This is a genomic window from Vibrio cortegadensis, assembly GCF_024347395.1.
In the GTDB taxonomy this organism is placed as follows: Bacteria; Pseudomonadota; Gammaproteobacteria; order Enterobacterales; family Vibrionaceae; genus Vibrio; species Vibrio cortegadensis.
Map to the genome: position 1 here is coordinate 894,881 of NZ_AP025472.1, position 22,040 is coordinate 916,920.

7 protein-coding genes are annotated in these 22,040 nt (G+C 46.9%); 3 read left to right on the top strand and 4 right to left on the bottom strand.

All coding sequences use genetic code 11. The features are described 5' to 3' along the window. Positions 1-138 precede the first annotated feature (138 nt). The 3 genes from OCV39_RS04220 to OCV39_RS04230 all read left to right on the top strand — a co-directional run bounded on the left by OCV39_RS04220 (position 139) and on the right by OCV39_RS04230 (position 3,573). Positions 139-582: a MarR family winged helix-turn-helix transcriptional regulator gene (locus tag OCV39_RS04220; RefSeq protein ID WP_261889077.1), complete on the top strand. Its 444-nt coding sequence runs from the start codon at positions 139-141 to the stop codon at positions 580-582. Positions 583-895: 313 nt separating this feature from the next. Beyond that, positions 896-2,263 (top strand): GTPase HflX, encoded by a 1,368-nt coding sequence (gene hflX, locus OCV39_RS04225; RefSeq protein ID WP_261889078.1) that lies wholly within the window; start codon positions 896-898, stop codon positions 2,261-2,263. Between the two features lie 173 nt (positions 2,264-2,436). Continuing rightward, positions 2,437-3,573 (top strand): S8 family serine peptidase, encoded by a 1,137-nt coding sequence (locus tag OCV39_RS04230; RefSeq protein WP_261889079.1) that lies wholly within the window; start codon positions 2,437-2,439, stop codon positions 3,571-3,573. Positions 3,574-3,794: 221 nt separating this feature from the next. On the opposite strand, the gene pfaD is transcribed toward OCV39_RS04230, so the two are convergent. The 4 genes from pfaD to OCV39_RS04250 are packed head-to-tail and all read right to left on the bottom strand — an operon-like array spanning position 3,795 to position 21,389. Next, positions 3,795-5,432, bottom strand: coding sequence for an eicosapentaenoate synthase subunit PfaD (gene pfaD, locus OCV39_RS04235; protein WP_261889080.1), 1,638 nt, complete (start codon positions 5,430-5,432; stop codon positions 3,795-3,797). 38 nt (positions 5,433-5,470) lie between these two features. Then, entirely contained in the window at positions 5,471-11,482 is a 6,012-nt protein-coding gene (locus OCV39_RS04240; RefSeq protein ID WP_261889081.1) for a hotdog fold thioesterase, read from the bottom strand. Next, positions 11,479-13,536, bottom strand: coding sequence for a PfaB family protein (locus OCV39_RS04245; RefSeq protein WP_261889082.1), 2,058 nt, complete (start codon positions 13,534-13,536; stop codon positions 11,479-11,481). Before OCV39_RS04245 ends, OCV39_RS04240 begins: the two co-directional genes overlap by 4 nt. Then, complete coding sequence (locus tag OCV39_RS04250) at positions 13,536-21,389, bottom strand: type I polyketide synthase (protein ID WP_261889083.1); 7,854 nt, start codon at positions 21,387-21,389, stop codon at positions 13,536-13,538. Before OCV39_RS04250 ends, OCV39_RS04245 begins: the two co-directional genes overlap by 1 nt. Positions 21,390-22,040 lie beyond the last annotated feature (651 nt).

A 22,040-nucleotide genomic window follows, 5' to 3' on the forward strand; every position in this document is an offset into this window, starting at 1 on the left:
ATTCACAACGAACGAATCTGGAAATGGCTGTCGAGGGATCACTCTCGTCTTGAGCTAAACCTCTAATATTGATTGTTTTTTGAATTTGTACTTAGCAGCATATAAAGTAGCAAATAGTTAAAATTGGTTGGGCATAACATGTATATAGATCCGAAAGGTGAATCTTTCACTAATGTGGTTTTGGAAATCTTTAAAGTAAACGGAATGCTAAACGCTGAAGGCGATGAAATGGGCAAAGAGTTTGGAGTGAGCAGTGCTCGTTGGAAAGTGCTCGGTGCCATCATTAAATTAGAGCAAGCAGTAACGGTAGCTGAGATTAGCCGAACGATGGGGCAAAGCCGCCAAGCCACTCAGCGATTAGTGGATGTAATGGTAAAAGATGGCTTATTAGACATGCGAGACAATCCAAACCATAAACGTGCGAAGTTGATCGATTTAACTGATGAGGGGAAGCGAGTCTACAATTTCCTTCATATTAAGCAGTTATCATGGGCAGCAAAAAGCTCAGATGAACTTGAGTTACGAGATCTGGAAACGACACTCGCTACACTTCAAAAAATGTCTCAGTATTTCGATAAATAAACAAAACTGAACAGTCTAAGAAAGCAGACACCCTTGTTCGTCGGCATTGGTTTACTGTAATTTAGCGTGCAAATGCCTGACTTGCTAAAATAGATAGGCTTTCCTTTATGGCTTATCTATTTGTTGTACTTCACTATTAACTTCCAATCCTGCACTTGATTCTTGTTCTATTACGACTAACTTTATAGCGAATCGCAATAATATCTGTATTTAGTATTCTATTACTCTATAAAGCTGACCTATAACAGCGTAGGATCAAGCCAACTTTAGCCCCAAAACTAGGCTGCACTTAGATGCATAAATGTAATTAATCATGAAACTAACAGCAAAACCATCACAGAATAACGCTCTACTTATTTCTATAACGACGCCGGAATTTAAAGGTGATGAAGCAAAGGAGTCCCTTGCTGAGCTTGCTCGATTAGTAACCACGTTAGGGTTTAAAGTGGTTGGAACTCAATCACAGCATCACAAATCAACGCAGAAACAGAACGTATTGGGGGCGGGTAAACTTGCTGAAATCGCCCACCTTACAGGTTACCAAGGCTCGATTGAAGAAGTAGAAGACGAAGATTTTATTGATGAATCGTTTGATTTTAGCTCTGGTATTGATGAATTAGATTTTGATAATTTGCCATCTGAAGGGTTGGAGTACGGAACTGCTGATGTTGTGGTATTTGACTGTGATTTGAGTCCGTCTCAACTGCGTAATGTTGAGGCCCATTTGGGTGTTGAAGTGTTTGACCGTACCGGCATCATCATTGAGATTTTCAGCCGTCATGCTCGCACTCGTACCGCTCGTCTGCAAGTTGAAATTGCTCGTCTAAATTACCTAGTGCCTCGACTGCGCGAAGTAGCTGAGGGCGATAAAGAACGTCAAATGGGTCAGGGTGCTGGTGAAACGTCACTAGAGCTTGACCGCCGTAAAGTTCGCGATCAAATTGCCGCACTTAAACGTGAACTGGTTAGCGTACAAGATGAAATGAAAAACCGACGCACTAAACGCGCGGAGCTTTTCACTGTAGCTTTAGTTGGTTATACCAATGCCGGTAAGTCTTCGATGATGCGTGCGATGACCGCAACCGAAGTGGTAGGTGAAGATAAACTTTTCGCAACGCTTGATACGACGGTTCGTGCTCTTCAGCCAATTACTCAACCGCGTATCTTGGTTTCAGATACGGTTGGTTTCATCAAAAAATTACCACACGATCTGGTTGCTTCATTCCACTCAACACTAGCAGAAGCACATGATGCGTCATTGTTACTCTATGTCGTGGATGCGTCTGACGCGACATTCCGTGCTCAGCTTGATGTGGTACATGAAGTATTAGCCCAAGTGGGTGTTGAAGACAGCGAAAAACTATTAGTGCTGAATAAGTGCGATAGATTGAGCGAAGAACAGCAGTTAGCGCTGATGGAAGAGTTCCCAGATGCGATGCTAACGTCAACTCTTGACCCATTAGATATCACTAAACTGCACAAATACATCGTTAGTGTTGCAGAACAAGGGATGATCGAAGAAGAGATTACGATCCCTTACTCTGGACAAAGCATTATTGGTGAAATTCGCTCTAAAATGAGTGTGGTTAAAGAAGATTATGACTACGAATGTATCAAACTAACGGTTCGCTCAAGCGCGATTGATTTAGCACGATTGAAAAAGCGTATGCAAAATATTTAAGTGACCTATTTATCATTCTGTGATTACCATAAAAATGCCGCTTTCTTAAGTTAGCGGTATTGTCTTTTCACCCTTTCGTACTATATATCTCTACTTGTTACTAATACTTTTATCATTAACTTCTATACTCAAAAAGTAAATTCATTATTTATGTGAATGTTTGGGTGGTGGTTATGAAACTGATTTATTTAGCGAGTGCTATCTCACTGGCAATGTTCTCTTCAGGATCTCTCGCGGTGGTTAATCAAGGTTATGATCTCAAAGATCATTATATTGTGGTGCTTGACGGTAACACACCGGACTCTCGTGCTAGTGAAATTGCTCAAGCGGTCGCGAAAGGAAAAGGTGTCGTCGGGCACCGTTATAACTTTGCAATAAAAGGCTTCTCTGTTCGTATGCCTATTCAAGCTTTAAACGGTTTGAAGCATCGCTTTCCAGATATCGATTATATTGAACCTGATATGGTTGTAAATGCGATGCCACGAGGCGGAAAACCTGATAAAGGAGGGGGCGATAGTGAAAACCCAAGAGCGACACAACAGACTCCGTGGGGGATTGATCGTGTCGGAGGTTTTGTCGACATGACAGGCTCCAATTCAGTGGCGTGGGTCATTGATACTGGGATTGATAGTAGTCATCCAGATCTGAATGTTGATAGAAGACGAGGGGCTAACTTTGCTCGTGGGAAGAAAAATAATACCAACGACGGTAACGGACACGGTACTCATGTTGCAGGGACGATTGCTGCAAAAAATGACGGATTTGATGTGGTTGGTGTTGCCGCGGGTGCAACAGTGATCCCTGTTCGAGTGCTAGATAATAATGGTAGCGGCACAATGTCTGGCGTGATTGCGGGTGTCGATCATGTTGCGGCTAACGCAAGTGCTGGTGATTGCGCCAATATGAGTTTAGGCGGTAGTGGCTTTTCTGCGGCTCTTGATAGTGCCATAAAGTCGGCGGCGGACGATGGCATATTCTTCTCTGTTGCGGCTGGTAACTCTAGTGCCGATGCAGAGAACTTTACGCCAGCAAGTACCGATCACGTTAATGTATTTACCATTTCAGCGTTTGATAGCAATGATAATTTTGCCGCTTTTTCTAACTATGGGCCTGATGTGGAATATGGACAACCGGGAGTGAATATTTTATCGACCAAGGCTGGTGGTGGGACGGTGGCCTATAACGGTACATCCATGGCGGCGCCTCATTTCTGTGGTGTGATTCTGGCGAGTTCAGGTTTGGTTGCAACCTATGGGGTGGTGAATAATGATCCAGATGGCACTCCAGATCCGATTGCAGTACGTAATTAATGTGCATAAAGACTAGAAAAATAGCGTGATGTATATACGGGAAGCGGTACATAGACTCCTTCCTATTTGCCGTTTCCCTTTTTAATCACAGGCAGTAAACAGTAAAACAGTTAACAGGCAGTAAACCATAAATAAAAAGCGACCGATGATCCGGTCGCTTTTTTGTTCGTTATTGGTCAATATAGCTGGCGGTTCTTTCATGTAGTTGAATGAAAGAACCGTTACGCCATTCTTTGTGTCGGCTTCCAACGTGCTAGCTCTGGATCAAGCTTGATACCTTGCGAGGTCAGCAAGTTAACACGAGCCAAGTAGGCTGCGCCATGCATTAGGTGTTTTGCTAGGTCGACTGCATTACGCTGCTGGTAATCATCTAGGTAGCTGTCTTTCGCCCATGCGTTGAATGCGCCAAGTGCAGGGCCAGCCCATACTTGGTAATCCATCTCACGACCTTGCTCGCCGGTGTTTGACCAACGGCTAGAAAGACCCAAGTACCAACGGAAGATCAACGCCATTTTACGCTTTGGGTTGCCTTCAGCGCGTTCGATCTGTTTAGGATCGCGCTCGTTAAAGTGCGCCACAGTCCCCGCCCAAATGTCATCCAGTGTTGAACGGAATACTTGCTTCTCAAGCTTCAGGCGTTCTTGTACTGGAATTGCCTCAATCGAGTCGTAACGTGTGTATAGCTCATACAGTTTGTTGGCACGCATTGGGAATAAAGTGCCGCGCTTAACCACTTGCAGTTTCACGCCCATTTCGAACATGTCTGCCGCCGGAGCCATAGTCACGTCAGCCATTTCGGTTGTCGAAAGCAGCTTACGAGTGTGTTCGCTTGCGCCAGCCTCAACACACGCTTGGTTGATTGAACCAGTAACAATGTAAGCCGCGCCCATGTTAAACGTCGCTAGAGCAGCGTCAGGCGTACCTACGCCACCACCACAACCGACACGTAGCGGTGTTTTGAATTGGTACTGAGCTTGGATTTGCTCTTTCAGTGCAAGAATCGTTGGCAGTAGGGTCACCAGTGGACGATTATCGGTGTGACCACCAGAATCGGCTTCTGCGGTAATGTCATCAGCCATAGGAACAAGCTGTGCCAGTTCCATCTGTTCTGCTGTGATTCGGCCTTCATCAACTAAAGCTTGCAGCATTTTCACAGGAGCAGGCTGCATGAACTTACTTGCGACTTCAGTACGGCTTACCTTAGCAATAACCTTGTTACCGATCTGAATCTCACCTTGTGCATCGCGACTAAGGCCAGCTGCACGGTAGTGAACGATTTGCGGTGTTAAACCTAAGAATGCAGAAGCCTCAACCGTTTTCACTTTGTGCTTCAAAAACAGCTCTACACTGCCGCGCTCTAGAGCGGGTTCGCTTGGGCTGTGAATCAGGTTAAATGCGTAAGGACCGTTTGGTAGTGCTGCTTGAATGCGGTTAATCGCTTGCTCAACGCGAGACGGGATTAAGCCCGCCGCGCCAAATGAACAAAGAATGCCAGCTTGGCCAAGAGCAATCACTAACTCTTCAGATGAAATACCGTTTGCCATTGCGCCCGCGTAGTAAGCGTATTTCACGCCGTGGCAGCGACGAAAATCTTCGTCGCCTAGGCTTTGTGTACCAAGAGCCGGAGCAAATGCGCTAACCGGTTGGCTGTTCGCCGAGCTTGCTGAATCACCTGATGCAATCTCAGCTTGTTGGCTTACGCCTAAGCCTTTTTCTGGGTGGTTCACTACGTAACAAGCAAGGCTTAAATCTTTCAAAATTGTCGACATTGCTGCGTTATCGAAATGGGTAGTGCTCCCTTCAATCTGCCAAGGCCACGGAGATAGTTTTTCGTTATTAATTGTAGTTTGAGTTGTCATACTAAATTCTTTCCTAATTCTTTGTCTCTAATGGCGGCTTATGCTTTATCGATAGCAGGGGCTTCTTCGATAGAAATCGCGATGTCTTTCACTTCGTAAATACGCAGACCATCTTTGCTCAGGTTTGCGTCGCCAACGATGATACGTTTGCCGTCTTCGTCTTTGATCGCAGTGATGTGTACATCCAGAGACATCTGCTTGTTCAGAGGGTTAATCTGACCACGGTATTTCCATTTCACTTCAGATTGGATTTGACCAAACTTCGGATTGCGGAAGCCAGCGCCTAAATCTTTATTAAGTGCGTAGGTTTGCATCAGCTCGATGATCGCTTCGACACCTAGAGAACCTGGCATTACCGGATCTTGATGGAAGTGGAACTGGAAGAACCAATCGCTCGGGTCAATCGTACGCTCTGCGTATAGGTAACCTAGGCCATCTTTACCACCATCGCTGGTGATCTGCACAGTATCGATAAAGTTCAAGCGGCCGCCAGCCAGTTGGTAGTGCTCTTGCACTTCACCCGTAGCAGAAATAGGTGCATTGAAGTAACGCGTCGTTTTGTCTAGCAGGTTGATGTTTACATCCGGTGTGCGGTTGTTATCAACGTGCCAAGGGTGAGTCACTTTACCGTTGTCCAAACCAAGTTGGTCTTTCAGTGCTGCGCCTTTGAAGTAACCAAATACCGCTGTACCTTGGTAGAAAGGCACGCCGTCAGTGCTCAGTTCGAAGCTGAAGCTCTGTACGATGTTGGTGCCCATCATTACTGTTGAAAGTAGACGAGAATCGTTGGTGATCGTTTTGCCACGCAAGTCGACGTTACGCAGCATTTTGCCGCTACCATCTAGGTTGCGGAAAAACAGTTCTTCACCTGGGAAGCCCAGTGTTGTACCCATGTAGCCTGAGATGAAGCCATTTGGCTGCAGTGAAATCTCCATCAATACCGAGTAAGGCATTAAGGTCTGGTGGCTATTTTCATCAAAGTACCATGCATTTTCTGGCACTTCGTACTCTGCGATACACGATGAAGGCTTCTTGAAGTCGCCACGCTTACCGTCGATCTCAACAACACGAGTAGTTAGCTGTAGGTCGCCACACGGAGTACGTGGTGGGATCATGCCACGGTAGATAGAGAAATCAGGACCGAAACATTTCTCGATATCGCCGGTTGCGAATTCGAACATATGGTATGGCGTGAACGGGACCGTATCGGGTGTGCGGTTTGGGTAATCAGGAGTCACCGGAGCTTCAACGTGTTGAAGAGGAACCACACCTTTATTTGGCGCAGTTTCTAGATCTTCAATTTGCGCCATCAGTGGCGCATTTTCTGAAGCTTGTTGGTTCACTGCTGGTGTATGGCCCAAGCTTTTATGGTCCAAGTTTTCGATAACAGGGGTCGCGACAGCTGTTTCTAAAGAAGGTAGGTAACGAGTACATTCGTCATCTTCTTTGATCATCACACCCAAGTTTTGGAAATCAACAATCACTTTGCCGTTCAGCAAAATATCGATGTTAGCTTTCGCGTATGGGCGAGGGCTTAGACCAATCTCAGTCACTTCCATGCGGTAAGTCAGCTCTGCCGATTGTGGTAGCACTTGTCCACGACAACGTACTTGTTGAGGGGCATTTTCAAGCGGTTGGAAACGCCCATTTTGAACAAGCGTGTGCATGCCAAGGTGCACCATGAAGAACTGAAGCAGTTGACCACAACCTTCTGCCATCAAAGAACCAGCCATTACTGAGTCATCTTTGAAGTGACAAGGGAAGTACCAGTGCTCAGGCTCTAGCTGCTTATGACCTTCAATCAGACCAAGTCCCCATGTGCCACCTTGTGGTTCAACACGGCTAACCTTTTCGATCATCATGAACTTCTCTGAGCTGAAGCATAAAGAAGGCTGGTGGCGATTAGATTGGTGAGTTGGGCCAAAACACTCAGCGATGTTTGCAGTCAGCAGGTGGCGCAATTCTTGGTGGTTAAACTGAGTTTTAGGGCAGTGCAACATAGGGTCGAAGCGTTGCTTAGTTGCCAGCTTACGCGCCTTGATTTCATCTTCAGTGTGAATCACACCCTTGCCGTCTGCTAGCTCTTCGTCGGTGAAGAAACCTGCACAACCGTTATCCATTTTCAGGATCATCTTGTCGCCAACGAAACACTCGTACGAGAAGAAGAACAGCAGCGTGTCGCCATTGCGAGCAAAGTTGTTGATTGAGATATCGTAACGCAGCGTATCGCCACCACGAGGCAAGTCGCCAAGGAAGGTAAGCGTACAATCAAGCAGGCGATAAACACGTTCGCCTTTGTTTTCAAAATCGATACCTAGGTAGCTGATCAGCATTAGGTCACACTGACCAGATTCTACCGCTACAGCCCAAGGGATCTGACCATCAACAAGATACGGTGCATCAACTGGGATGTCGTATTCGGTAGTCATTGTGCTTGGCTTGTACTCGTTCACTGTCGCGTTGAGCTTGGTTACACGAGATACCAATAGGTAGTCGGTGGTTGGCAAGCGAACGCGGCGCGAGTAGCTATCGATGATCGCGTAATCAGGACCAAATACGTTAGCGATGTCGCCTTCCGCGTATTCAACCAGATCATCGTAATCCCAGATACATGGCTTACGGATAGGTTTTACTGGTGCTGGCGTCGCAAGTACGTTGACTGGTGTTGACTGAACCTGAGTTGGTTGAGCTTGAACAGGCTGAGCTGATGTTTGCTGACCAGTCGTTTGTTGACTATTCGTTTGTTGAGAAATGGCATTGCTCTCTAAACTTGAGCTATCTAAACCAGACGTAACTGCGTTTAGCTGTGCTTTTAATAGTGCATCAGCCATCTGCATGCCTTGGGCACGAGTGTGCAAGAATGCTTTGTGTACTTGCTGCGCTGCTTGCTGATTTTGAGCAAAAGCTTGATTGTGTGGTGTTACAGACGGCTGTGATGCTGCATCCGTATTAGCGTCGATATTCGATACGCCATTTTTAGCGGATAGGACATGAGTCATATTGCTGTGGTTACCTGTTAGCTGACTGTGGCGAGTTGACGCCAGAGTAGGGGATACTGATGTAGGAGTTTCGATGACTGGCTCTAGCGCGTTTTGCGCTAATGCTTTCTTCTCTAACTCTTTTTGCGCAAGGGCAGCTTGAATGCTTGCTGTCGTTGGAACTGACGCCACTCTTGCCGCTTGTTTACCAGAAGCTTTCTGTTGAATCGTTGCCAAGTTGGTCACTGGGGTTTGGGCAATATGTTGATAAATATCGCGACCACCAAGAGTCACTTGCTTAACCAATTGACGTTTAGCATCACTCGCCAGTTCACTACTTAAACGAACCGATAGTGATTGAGATTCAACACTCGATTGGCTTAGTAGCAGCTGTGAACATTGTCCTTCGCTGATGTTGGCAACAATCGCGCTCTTAGAACTGACATTCGGATTCAGAGACTCAAGGTTCAGATTGATCAGACCGTGTAGCAGGCTCGCCATGCCAGAAGCAGCAGAGCAGTGACCAACACGTTGACTTGCTTGAGTCGTCTTTGTGCTCGCTAAACTTAGAGGCGAAGACTGATGTGATGAAAACTGATGAGATGAAGACTCTGGTGCATGGTTAAGCTCAAGCAGAGAAACATCGTTCGAGCTCATACCGACTTGAGTCAATAACTTATCAGCCACGGCGTTGTTATTCTCGCTTGAACCAAAGGCCAATGCGTTGATGCTGCCGTAAGCCGTATCTTGGTTGCGCGCTACTCGGCTTTCTTCAACAAGAACAATTGCACCTGCGCCTTCGCCCACATTCCAACTGCCGTCTTGCGGTTGTCCGAATTTTGGAGCAAGTGACACTGGGCTGACGCTGTTCTTCAGAATCACATGCTCTGCACTGCCGCTTAGGTCAACGGCTGCAATCACGACTGCGTCCATTGATTCTTGCGACATTAGGTTTTGCGCGACATCGATACAACGTGCAACTGATTGTTCAGCGGCTGAAATCGTAAAGGCAGGGCCGTTAAAGTCCCACAATGAAGAGATACGCGAAGCCATGATGTTACCGATGAAACTGGTGTATTGGTTCAGCTTGGCTGCGTCCATTACACTGTCCATCGCGATGGTTTCTAGCACTTGGTATTCGTCTTGAGTTAGTTCGATACCCATGTTGGCAAAGCTGTCAGCCAATTGGCTATGCAGGTTTACGCGTCCACGGAATTGGTGCATCTCAAGCTCTGTTTCCATCGCAACGAGTACTGCAACCTTTTGGCCTGCTACAAGCTTGGCGTCTTTGATCGCTTCGTCTGCAACTTTCATCAGTAGCAACTGCTGAGAGATCAAACGGTCATCTTCATTCGGCGGCACTTTAAAACGTAGGAAATCGAGATCGAATTGATCGATGTAGGCTCCGTTTGGAATACCATGTAAACCAAACTGATTCAGTAGTTCTGGATGTTGGTCTAAGCCTTTCCAGCGTTTCTTAGGCAAAGCAATGAAAGCATCGTTATTGGTCTCAATCGCAGTGCTTAGCGCATTGATGCTTTGCAGAGAACCGAAGTGAGACGCTAGACCAGTAATGCTTAAATTAGACGGTTGTAGGCTTGGAGAAACCGATTCTTGAGTCTGGTTTACATGACTGGTGTCTGAATACGCTTCAAGCAGTAAGTGAGCATTACAACCACCGAAACCAAATACAGAAACACCCGCACAGCGCTCTGGGTTGCCCGCTTTACTTGGCCAAGGTTGAACCTGTGTTGGCAGAGTCTGTGATCCAAATAAACCTTCAGGCGATGATAGTGGCTTGTCTAAGTTAATACTTGGCGGAAGCACGCCTTCTTTCATCGCAAAGATCATCTTCATGATCCCCGGCATACCCGCCGCAGTCAGTAAGTGGCCGAGGTTTGATTTCGCAGAGCCAATCAATGGCGGGTTAGAACCATTCAGTTTGTCAGCAAAGAAACGCTCCATTGAGGTTAACTCAACCTTGTCACCTAATGGTGTGCCGGTTGCGTGACATTCAATCACTTCAATGCTGTCTGGTGTTAGGTTTGATGCCTCGTAAGCGCGTTCAAAGGCTTGTACTTGTCCTTTGCTATTTGGGCTTAATACGAACTGGCCACGGCCATCGTTCGACAAGCCAATACCGCTGACAACTGCGTAAATATTATCGCCATCACGCTCTGCATCAGCTAAGCGTTTTAGGACTAAAACACCGGCACCTTCGCCAGCAAACAGACCTTTACTGTTGCTATCAAACGGAACCGACACACCGTGGTCAGGGTAAGCGTGGAAGATTGAGAAACCCATGTTGATGAAGAATGGGTCAGCACCGGATACCGCGCCCGCCAACATCATGTCGGCTTTGCCCGTGTTCAAGTAATCACACGCTAACTTCAATGAATACACTGAGCTTGCACATGCGGCATCTAGGCTAAGTTGCACGTTGCCTAAACCCAATGCATCAGCCACTAATTTCGAGGCGTTGTGTGCTGCCGCACCGTTGATCGGGTTGAGGTCTTGCGCGGTTTCATTGGTTGGTAGCAGTGAAAACTGGTCATTTGCCAATTTCGCTTGTAGTGCTTTCTCGACCACCGAGTGATACATCGGCAGAAACAGGTCGTTTGAGCGTGTGGTTGGGAACGAAAGGGCACCCATGATCACGCCTGTGCGTTCTAAAATATCGGCATTTAAATTAATGCCTGCGTCGACTAACGCCTTACGACTTGTGTCCAAAGCCCATAGGAAGCTTTGATCTACGCCGTTAAATGACTCTGCCGTTAAGCGGTAGCCATTGCTGTCGAAATTGAAGTTTTCGATGTAGCCGCCTTTATCACAGTAAAAGCGGTCTGACTCACCTTGAACGCCCTGATAGCTTTCAGGTTTAGCACCTAACTTTTCAGCGCTTAATGTGGTTCGCGAATCTTTTTTATTCAGCAAGTTTTGCCAAAAGTCTTTTGGCGTATCAGCTTCTGGGTATTGGTTCGCAATACCGACAATCGCGATCTTATTGCACTTCACTTGCTGTTTGTTTTGAGCCTGATATTTATATTGAGATGGTTTCGATTGAGAACTCATACTAGCTCTCCTTGATGATTCACTGCGCTGCCTTGAGATACACCACTTAATTGCTTAGCGGCGGTGATCTGTTGTTCTAGCCCTTGAATTAGTGGCTCGACAGACAATGGAATTTGATGAGTAATGAGCTGACCAATGCATTTGATGAGCGTGACAACATCGTCACCGCCTTTGGCATTGGAAGCGATTGTGCAGTACTGATCGGCTACGTCGTCGCTACGATTGATCTTGTCGATCAATGTGCTGGTTTGACGATCGGCACCTACTTCGACAAACAGACGAGCACCTTGTTGACGCGCACTCTGGATCAACGCGGTGAAATCCAGCGTTGAACAGAAGGTGTCGGCAATCGAAAGGGCGATGCTGTCGCTGTCTATATTGATTGGTGCGCCAGTCGGTAGACCTGCTGCGCTGATAAAGCGGATATGCTTTGGCAACTCGTCGAACAGTGGTTGAGTGTAAAACTCCTGCACTTGGCTACGCTGGCTCAACGCTGGCGTGGTGTGCATTGCAGTAACACGATTCGCGGCAATGCCACGTTTACCTAGTTTTTTGAGCAATGCACGACAGGTACTTTCACAACCTGCCAGTACGCAAGTGTCACCTTGGATGATAGCGAGATAAGCGCGCGGAAACTCTGGTAACAGTGCCTCAATCGCTTGTGCATCGCTGCGAACCACAAAGCTGTTCCATTGGATGTTTTCGTCGCCGTTCAACTGCCAATCTTGACGCACTGCGGTGAGTTCACCAGAAATAGCCGTGGTGAAGATAGGACTGGTTTGAGTCATCTCGATCAGCGCATGTGGATTTTTCCAAACATTTAAGCTGGCCCACATTGAAGCTTCACCCTTGGAGTAACCCAAAGCGAAATCTGGCTGCACTTTGAATTCATCACATAGCAGTTGTGTTAACAGATAACTACTGCCCACACCTGCAATTGCCAGCTCACTGAGCGACATTTCTTGCGAGTCTTCAGCGTAGGTTTTGTCAGCCTGCAGCATCTCTTTCAAGTTACCTTCACGTTCTAAACGAGCAAATAACTGTGGGAAATGGTGGTGAAACTCGCGCAACATACCGGGATAAACCGTGCCAACACCAGGGTAAACAAATGCAACGCCACCTTTGCTTTGAGGCATCGGTGAGAAACAACTGCCCGCTGGGGTTTTGTATTGGCTATTGTCAGCCATTACTTTTGGCAACGCATTTTCTAGCGCAGTGCTCTCTTGTATTGCAGCCTCGATTGAAGCGGCTTGAATCACGATGTTCGCACCACGGCCAGCATTGTGCTGAACGCTTTGGAAGTGACCCAGGTTTGAATGCATTAAGGTAGCGATAGCAAGTTCACGGTCTGCCGATTCGTTAACGCATTTAAGCTCAGCTCTTAGTGAGGTCAACTGAGAAACTAATTCAGCTTGGTTATTGCCAGAAACCACAAACATCAAACGCTCGCTCGATAGCAATGGCTTTGGTTCGTGCAAACCGGTTGCTTGAGTCAGTATCAGGCTGGTGGTGTTTCGGCTATCGTCATTGAAGGTCAATGAAGCAACACGTGCTTTGTTCGGCTCAGTGAACCAGTAATGGTTAGGTAATGAATGGCTCGGCAATGAACGGCTTGATATCCCATTAACCATATTCAACAATTCATCAAACTGCTGCGAAGCAGAGATCGTGGAGTATTGTTGTTGATGGCTTAAATCTGAAGCGGGGCGGCGTGACATCTCTAGAGCAAGCTGAACGCTATCTCCATTCTTTAGATCGAGAGTTTCGGCAAAGCCCGCTAAATTCGCGTGTGGGTGAATCTTATTCTGAGCAGCATTCAGCGTACTTAACATCAACAATGATGGTGAGTGAGAATCCAAACAGAGTTTAACAGCAGTGCCTTGATTTACAGTCTCAATCGCACGGCTAAGTGCTTGATTAAAATTGCCATCAACGACAACAGTTATCATGTCTGGGAACGAGGGGAATAAGTCGGCAGAAAGCTCAGCCGCGTTTGCTGGCTGAGCTAAAAGAGCGATGCGCAATGGCATCGCTTTATTAGTAGGAACAGTCACTATGACAATTGCTCCTTTTCTGCGTTCTTAGTCGCCTCTTTTTTCGATACTGCTGAGCTAGACTTCGGCAAAAATGCGTCGTTTAAGCTCTTGCTGATGGTGACTTTTGCACCTTTCATTACTGCGCTTAAACGACCATCTTGGTGGTAAAGCGAGATATCAGCTTGCAGCGAACGAGCCGTGCTTTTTATTACGCTCAGCTCTAGCCAACCTTGGTCACCATTGTGCATCGGTGCGTAACAAATAAACTCACCGATTGCAGACGGTAGGCTTGCCGCGCCGTATTTCAATCGAGCCCATACCAACATGGCTTGCAACAGATAATCTTCAGCAAATGGCTGGCTATCGCCAAAGCCTTGCTTGGGAATAAATGCTCCGCAGTCGCTGTTTTCAATCTGAGGCAACTGGCATTGAGCCAATAAACCTAAGTCGTCAAAGCGTTCGACTGAGGTAATACCTTGCAATCTTGGTCCATGAAACAGAGTGCCGTCACTGTATAGAGCTTGTGCCGTTGTTACAGCTGCTGAAGTGTTGGCCTCAAAGCGTTTTACTGACGCTTGTTGAACATCTTCAGACATTTGCACTGAGGCAACTTGCAACTGAGCTTGATACTGTGGTCGCCCTTGGCAACTGATCACTGCTTTTAGCTGATCTTTTGATTTAGCGTCAGAAGAAAGAACCAGTTTCAGCTCTTGCACTTCATCGGTATCAAAAATCACACCTTTCAGCAGTTTGTAGTTGTGAATGCTAACGTTCACCCCTAACAGTTGCTCTGCGACTTCACGCATCCATTGGATGGCACACACTGTCGGTAACACTGGGTTACCGGCAATGCAGTGATCTTGAATGAAAGGCAATGCCTTTGGATCAAGATGACGTGTCACAGTGATGCTTGTATTCAGCGGACTCTTTGCAAGATGCACAGACTCCGCATTAAGCTTTTTTACAGCAGCTTCCTTGTTGTCAGAACCTTGCATGCTCGTACCAACCAGCAGTTGAATGCCAGTTTCGTTCCGTAGTTGAGAACTAAATAGCTCTGCCCCCGCCTGAAGAGGAATTACGTACACACCGCGCTCTGTAAACATACGTTTCAGTGCTGCGTTTACCATGCCACCGTCCCACGGTCCCCAGTTGAAGCTCATCACTTTCGCTTGAGGATTACGAGCAGACAATTGCAGAGCCGCTTTGTTTAGGATTTCGTTAGACATCGAGTAATCGCTTTGGCCTGTGTTTCCGTAGAAACCCGCCGCCGAAGAGAACATCGCAATCAGTTTTAGCTTGCTGCTATCAAGACCACCCAGAACCGCTTCTAGTCCGCCCACTTTGGTGCCGTAAACCATGTTCAGTTCATCAAGCGTTTTGTCTTGAATATGCTTGTCAGCCAGTACACCTGCACCGTGGATAAGACCGGTGATGCCTTCGAAGTTTGCCAGTGTTTTTGCTACTGACTCATGGTTCGACACATCTAGGCTTAGGTATTCAGCGCTCGCGCCAATCTCGTTGAAAGCGGCAAGTGCTCCGTTGATCTCAAGGCTGCTCAATACCGGTTTTAGCAAGGTATCAACTTTCTTAGGCGTTGGTTTGTCACCTGTTGCTTGTAGGTGAGCGATAGCCGCTGGTTTTAGCTCTTTCTCTTGCTTACCTTGTGCCCACTGAGGTAGCTCAGCTGAAGTAATATGCTTACTACGACCTGCAAGAATGAAATGAGACTTACATTGCTTAGCAAGCGTCAGTGCACATTCAAACGTCACGCCTTTAGCGCCACCAGTTACCAGAACTTTATCGCTCTTGGTGAGTTGAGCGCCTGTGTTTTTAGTTTGTGCAGCACCTGGTGTTGTAGCAATCAATGTTGCACGACCAGATTCACCGTTTTCTGAATGGCTAAGGCCGATTTCAACCGTGTTGGTATCGATATCGAACAGTTCGCCTGTGATAGCTTCAGCTAGGTGACGAGCATCAATAGAAGCGTCAGCATCCAATGCACGGCAGAACACGTTTGACCATTCATGGCTCAGTGTCTTAGTTAGACCAGACAACGCTGCTTGGTTAAGTTCCGCATTCGCTAGTTGCTTAGTATCTAGGTAACCAAAGCCACCGTCGATACGGCTTAGTGTGAAGAATACGCTACGACCAGAAACGGCATTCAGTTGGCCATTTAGGTGCTTGGCGAATAAGAACGCTGTCGTCAGTGAAGCTCTTGAGTCTGCATTCAAGTTAACCGCTTGCTCGTTGCTTTGTTTAGCATCAACGATAGCTTGTAAATGAATGAAGCCAGCAATCACTTTGTTCGACGTTTTAAGATCTGCTTCGATGTCGTTGATCACCGCAGTCACACCCGCATCATCGACGCTGTTGAGTGTGTAGCTTGCGATTTCACTGTTTAAAGGTGATGCGGCAGAAAGAGCACTACGCACTACAGCAACTTGAATGCCGTTAGCGGTCAACTTTTCTGCTAGAACACCGGCGTTGTGACCATCATCTGTGATCACGACACAAGCGTCTTTTGAGAAACAATCGACGAGTTTATCTGCCGCTGGTAGCTTTTTTAGCGCCACCTCATTGTGTGGAGGAAGTTCCGCTGTCGCTGTTTCTGCGATAGGTGTTACCGATTCAGTTTTTGGAGTCGCTACGGGTGCAGCAGCGGATAGCTTGCTTTGCATGTAGGTAACTATTTCACCAAGCGTACGACACTCAGCTAGGTCTTCAGGGTTTAGCTCTGGCAGCGTTGGTAGCTGGTCTTGAACCGTACCCAAGATCTCAACGCGTTTAATCGAATCGATACCAAGGTCTGCTTCCATGTCCATCGCTAGGTCGAGCATTTCTGCTGGGTAACCTGTTTTGTCGGCAACCACTTCCATCATTGTTGATTGAACGTGAGCAGGGTTTAGGTCGTTGCTCGCGCTTTCTACAATTGCCTCTACTTCTGCAGCAGGAGCTACTGCCGCTGCTTCCGAACTAGGAGCTAACTTGCTGTTCATGTAATCAACAATCTCACCCAGAGTACGACACTCAGCTAGGTCTTCAGGATTCAGCTCTGGCAATGTTGGTAGCTGGTCTTGAACTGTTCCAAGGATCTCAACACGTTTGATTGAGTCGATGCCAAGGTCTGCTTCCATGTCCATTGCTAGGTCTAGCATTTCTGTTGGGTAGCCCGTTTTATCCGCTACTACGCTCAACATTGTGCTTTGAACTTGTTCTGCGTTTAAACCGTTTGATACTGCTTGCACTGGTGCTGATACTTGAGCTGCTACTGGAGCAGAAGCTGGAAGCTTACTGTTCATGTAGTCAACAATTTCGCCTAGAGTGCGACATTCAGCTAAGTCTTCAGGGTTTAGTTCTGGAAGAGTCGGTAGTTCATCTTGAACCGTACCAAGAATCTCAACACGCTTGATTGAATCGATACCAAGGTCAGCTTCCATATCCATTGCTAGGTCTAGCATTTCAGTCGGATAGCCCGTCTTCTCTGCTACCACTTCTAACATGGTTTTTTGAACGACAGCCGCATCTAGACCATTGCTAGCTGTTGCCGGAGCAACGGCTGGTGCTAGTGAAGGCGCAGGAGCAGAAGCCGGAAGCTTGCTGTTCATGTAGGCAACGATTTCGCCAAGAGTGCGACACTCAGCTAAGTCTTCAGGGTTTAGCTCTGGAAGAGTAGGCAGCTCATCTTGAACCGTACCAAGAATCTCAACACGCTTGATTGAGTCGATGCCAAGGTCTGCTTCCATATCCATTTCTAGATCAAGCATTTCCGTTGGGTAACCTGTCTTCTCAGCAACCACTTCTAGCATGGTTAGTTGAACGACTTTCGCATCAAGACCGTTAGCGGCTTGAACAGGAGCAGTTGCGCTTGGCTGTGCTGCCACAGGCGCTGATGCTGGCATCTTGCTGTTCATGCTTTTACTGTTCATGTACTCGACGATTTCACCAAGAGTACGACACTCAGCTAAATCTTCAGGGTTCAGCTCAGGTAGGTTTGGCATTTCGTCTTGAACGGTACCAAGGATCTCTACGCGCTTGATTGAGTCGATACCAAGGTCAGCTTCCATGTCCATTTCTAGATCAAGCATTTCCGTTGGGTAACCCGTTTTCTCGGCGACCACTTCTAGCATCACTTTTTCAGCATCGGCTGATTGTACTGCTACTGGTGCAGCCACAGGAGCTGGTTGTGCTTTTACTGGCAAAGGCTGAGCTGCAACAGGCGCTGCCGCTTGAGCCGCTACTTGTGGTGCAGGAGCTGCTTTCTGTACTGGCGTAACTTGAACAGACTGAGCTTGAACTGGCGCGGCTTGTACAGGAGTCGCTTGTACTTGAGCTACAGGCTCTTGAACGATAGCTGCTGGAGTAGTTGGAGCTTGAATCGCTGGCTGAGTATTTACTGGCGCAACGAAGGTGGGTTGTGCCGTTTGTACTGAACCTTGCGTCAGCATATTAAGTGCTGAGTTGTTGCTGTGCGCTTGCATTTCTAGGTAATGAGCGTGCGCTTTTAGCGTCTCAGCTTGGTGCTGGTGGAACATCTCCATAGAACGCTGTAGGTTCTCAGGAATTGCTACGCCTGCTGTTGCCATTTTCGCTTGCTCAGACATTAGGGTGTTGAATGTGTCACCGTATTGCTGAGGAATCGCCAAGAATTGCTGATGTACTTCTGCTGCTTGTTGTTGAGCATTGAAGAACGATTGCAGTGAAGATTCATCAACTGTTACTTGAGCTGCTGGCTGAATAGTCGCTGGTGCAGGTTGCGCCACTTGTGGCTGCTGAGCTGCTGTTACTACTTGTACACTTGGTGCTGGAGCAGTTGACTGTTGTACATTTGAAGCTTGAGGAGCAGCCACAGGCACTTCAACGATTTCTGTTTTAATCACTTCTTTTTCCACGATTTTCTCGACTTCAACTTTCACTTCAACAATCTCAGTCTTTTCGGTGACGTTGCCCGAAGCCAATGATTGATCCATTTTCTTACGAGTAGCAGGGCTGATGTAGTTGGTTGCATTCAGCTTGATGTTCATTGGTGATGCCTTTGCAGGTTCAGCAATGTCAGCTTGGTAAGGGTCAATGTTGTCTAATGAAACACCTGCCACGCACAGTTGAACTGCAGCTAAACGAAGCTGTTGGTCACTGTCGCCTTTAGGGCTTGGGTTGATGCTGATTGCGTAAAGCTCTTCGTTCTTATCAGCCAATGTTTTCTCAACCAGCTTTTGAAGAATGTTTTTCGGACCGAACTCAACGAATACGCGCGCGCCTGCTTCATACATCGCTTCAATTTGCTCGCTGAAACGAACCGATTGCAACATGTGCTGTTTGAATGCTTTCTTAATCGCTTTAGCGTCTTTGCTGTGCAGTTTGCCTGTTGCGTTTGAGTAAAGCGGCAGCGTTGGAGTACTGAACGAAGCTTTATCAATTGCAGAAGCAAATGGTTTTTGAGCGTGAGCAACAAGTGGTGTGTGGAAAGCACCAGACACTGGCAGAGCAATCGCTTTGAAGCCTTGTTCTGTTAGCGCTTGTGCTGCTTGTTGAACCGTCGCAGTTGGACCTGCAATAACCAGTTGAGTCGGAGCGTTGTAGTTGGCAATGCTCACGCCTTCGAATTGGCTGATGCAGCTTTCAACGGCTGGAAGTTTGTCTGCGTCTAAGATGACCGCAAACATAGTACCGCTATCACCTTGTTCAGGTGTTGCAGCCATAGCATCGCCACGAGCGAAAGCTAGCTGGTAGTAATCGTCCTGCGAGATAACACCCGATGCGCATAGTGCACTTAGCTCACCAAAGCTGTGGCCTGCGACCATGTCAGCTTTGAAGCCAGCTTGAGTCATGATGTCGAACTGACCCATAGACACAGTACCAATCGCACTTTGAGCATTGGCCGTGTTGGTTAACACCGCTTCTTGAGCTTTGGTTGCTTCTGGTGTGAACGTTGGAATTGGGAACAGAATTTGCGATAGAGCCGTTTTTTTGTGCTGACCAAATACTTGATCCGCTTGAGCAAGCTGTTGGCGCATTTCTGGGTAATGACAAGCAAGCTCGCGACCCATGTTTAAGTATTGCGAACCTTGACCTGCAAATAGCGCTGCCACTTTACCTGCACCATTTTCAGCAATCAGTGCCGACTCACGGTAGCTAGTACCGTTTGGCATCTGCCAATGTGCTTTGGTTTGGCTTTCAAGCATAGAAACCGCTTGAGTCAGTTGCGCTTGAAGGTCTGCTTGGTCAGTCACGACTAAACCAATACGAGCATGCTTAGCGTCAACTTCGCGTAGAGCGTGTTGCTCAGCAAGCGCTTCCAGTTTGAACGCAGCACCTGCCGCTTGAGTTGAAACCTGTTTTAGTTCATTGATCAGTGCTTGACGAGACTCTGCGCTGAATAACAGAGTTTGCGGCACTTGGCGCTGACGGTATTTATCACCGCGAGCGTGCTCTGGCGTGTACTCTTCTAATACAACGTGGAAGTTAGTGCCACCAAAACCGAATGAGCTGATACCTGCACGGCGCGGTGTGCCGTCGACACGTTTCATCCAAGGACGCGTTTGTGTGTTTAGGTAGAACGGTGAGTTCTCGATATCCAACTTAGGATTCGGAGCCGATACGTTGATCGTTGGCGGCAGTACTTTGTGGTGCAGTGCTAATGCAGCTTTAATTAGACCTGCAGTACCTGCAGTTGATTTAGTGTGACCAATTTGAGATTTCACAGAGCCTAACGCAATGTGTTGCTTCTCTTCATTGTTCTCACTGAATACTGAGTTTAAGCCACCGAATTCAGCAACATCGCCTGCTGCTGTACCTGTGCCGTGTGCTTCTAAAAGGCCAAGCGTGTGCGGTGCGAAACCCGCATCATCGTAAGCGCGTTTTAGTGCTTTTGCTTGTCCTTCAGGACGAGGCGCGTAGATACTCTTGAACTTACCGTCCGAAGAAGAACCGACACCTTTAATTACTGAGTAGATTCTGTCGCCGTCACGCTCTGCATCTTCAAGACGCTTAAGAGCAACCATGCCGATGCCTTCACCAATCATCATGCCTTTTGAATCGATGTCGAAAGGTTGAATGGTTTCATTAGTGGTAAATGCTGGCGTTTTAGAGAAGCTCATGTACATGGTTGGCGAGTTATCAGTACACACACCACCTGTGATCATCATTTCACTGCGGCCTTCAACCAGCTCACTAAGAGCCATACGCATTGCGGCTAGAGAACCTGCACACGCAGCATCTACCACACAGTTAATGCCGCCAAGGTCAAAGCGGTTAGCAATACGACCTGAAATTACGTTACCCAATGAACCAGGGAATGAGTTCTCTTCCCAGTGGATGTATTGGTCTTGGAATTTTTTGATCAGCATTTCGCTGTCTTCGTCGTTGATGCCGCTGCTCTTGAATACTTTTTTCAAAACAGGGTATTGCAGACGGGCATTTAGGCTTTGAGCGATCTTCTGACCGCCACCAACACCTAGCGTGATACCGATCTTATCGCGATCGTAGCCTTCAGGCAGCTTGGCATCTTCAAGAACTTCTTTTGCCACGATCAGAGAAAGCAACTGTGACGTATCAGTCAGTTCTAGAATGTTTGGCGGAAGGCCGAACTCCATTGGGTTGAAGTCCACTTCAGGGATGAAACCACCGCGCTTACAATAAGACTTGTCTGGCGCAGTACGATCTGAATCGTAGTAATCTTCTGGACGCCAGTGAGTCTCTGGCACTTCGGTAATGGCATCAATCTTTTCGCTGATCAAATCCCAGAATTTGTTTAGGTAGCGAGAGTTTGCAAACATGCTTGCCATACCAACGATAGCAATTGGCATGTCTTTAAGGCGTTTATTCAGTCGAGTGTCGTCGACTGATTCAGGGGTGTTTGTTTCGGGTTGGCTCATTATGAGTCTCCACTTGAAATCACTGAGGGCGATGTCTTATTTAGAGGCGGCGCTTTGAATTGGATAGAAAATAAATCTGAAACAGACTTGAGCAAACGCAGCCGAAAAGTCAGGTTGTTGAAGTTAAGCAACCAGTTTGAAATTGGGTTTATTGAGCAGTAATGCTCGCGAGAAGGTGAAAGCATCACAAGCGAGTTAGGTTTCTAGGATTGGGAGTCATGTCCATTAACGTCCTGTCTATTTTATTGCGAAATACAGGGGGAGATATCGCAATGTAAATTAGATGATTTGACCAATGGTTGAGCAGGCTACCCGAGGTGAGTTGTCGATACAATGCTCCCAAAGCCCACTATGTTCTGTTCAGACCAGATGAATTACTCTAATTTTTGTAAATATAAGATTTAATATTTATAAGTTATTGAAAAATAATGTCTTGTTGTATATTTTTAGTGTTTTTGCTCTAAATTGTAGCTTTGTGAGATCTAGCTATCATTTTTGATAGATAGTTTGTAGCGGTGTTTAGTTCTTAAGGAGTTGTTTGTTTCTGATATACAATTACTGTAACTTCTTTGAATCGCTGTTTTTAGTGTGGGTCTCTTATGCTATTGGCTTAGCGATAAGTTTTTGTAGGCTAGCGGTTAAAAATAGCAT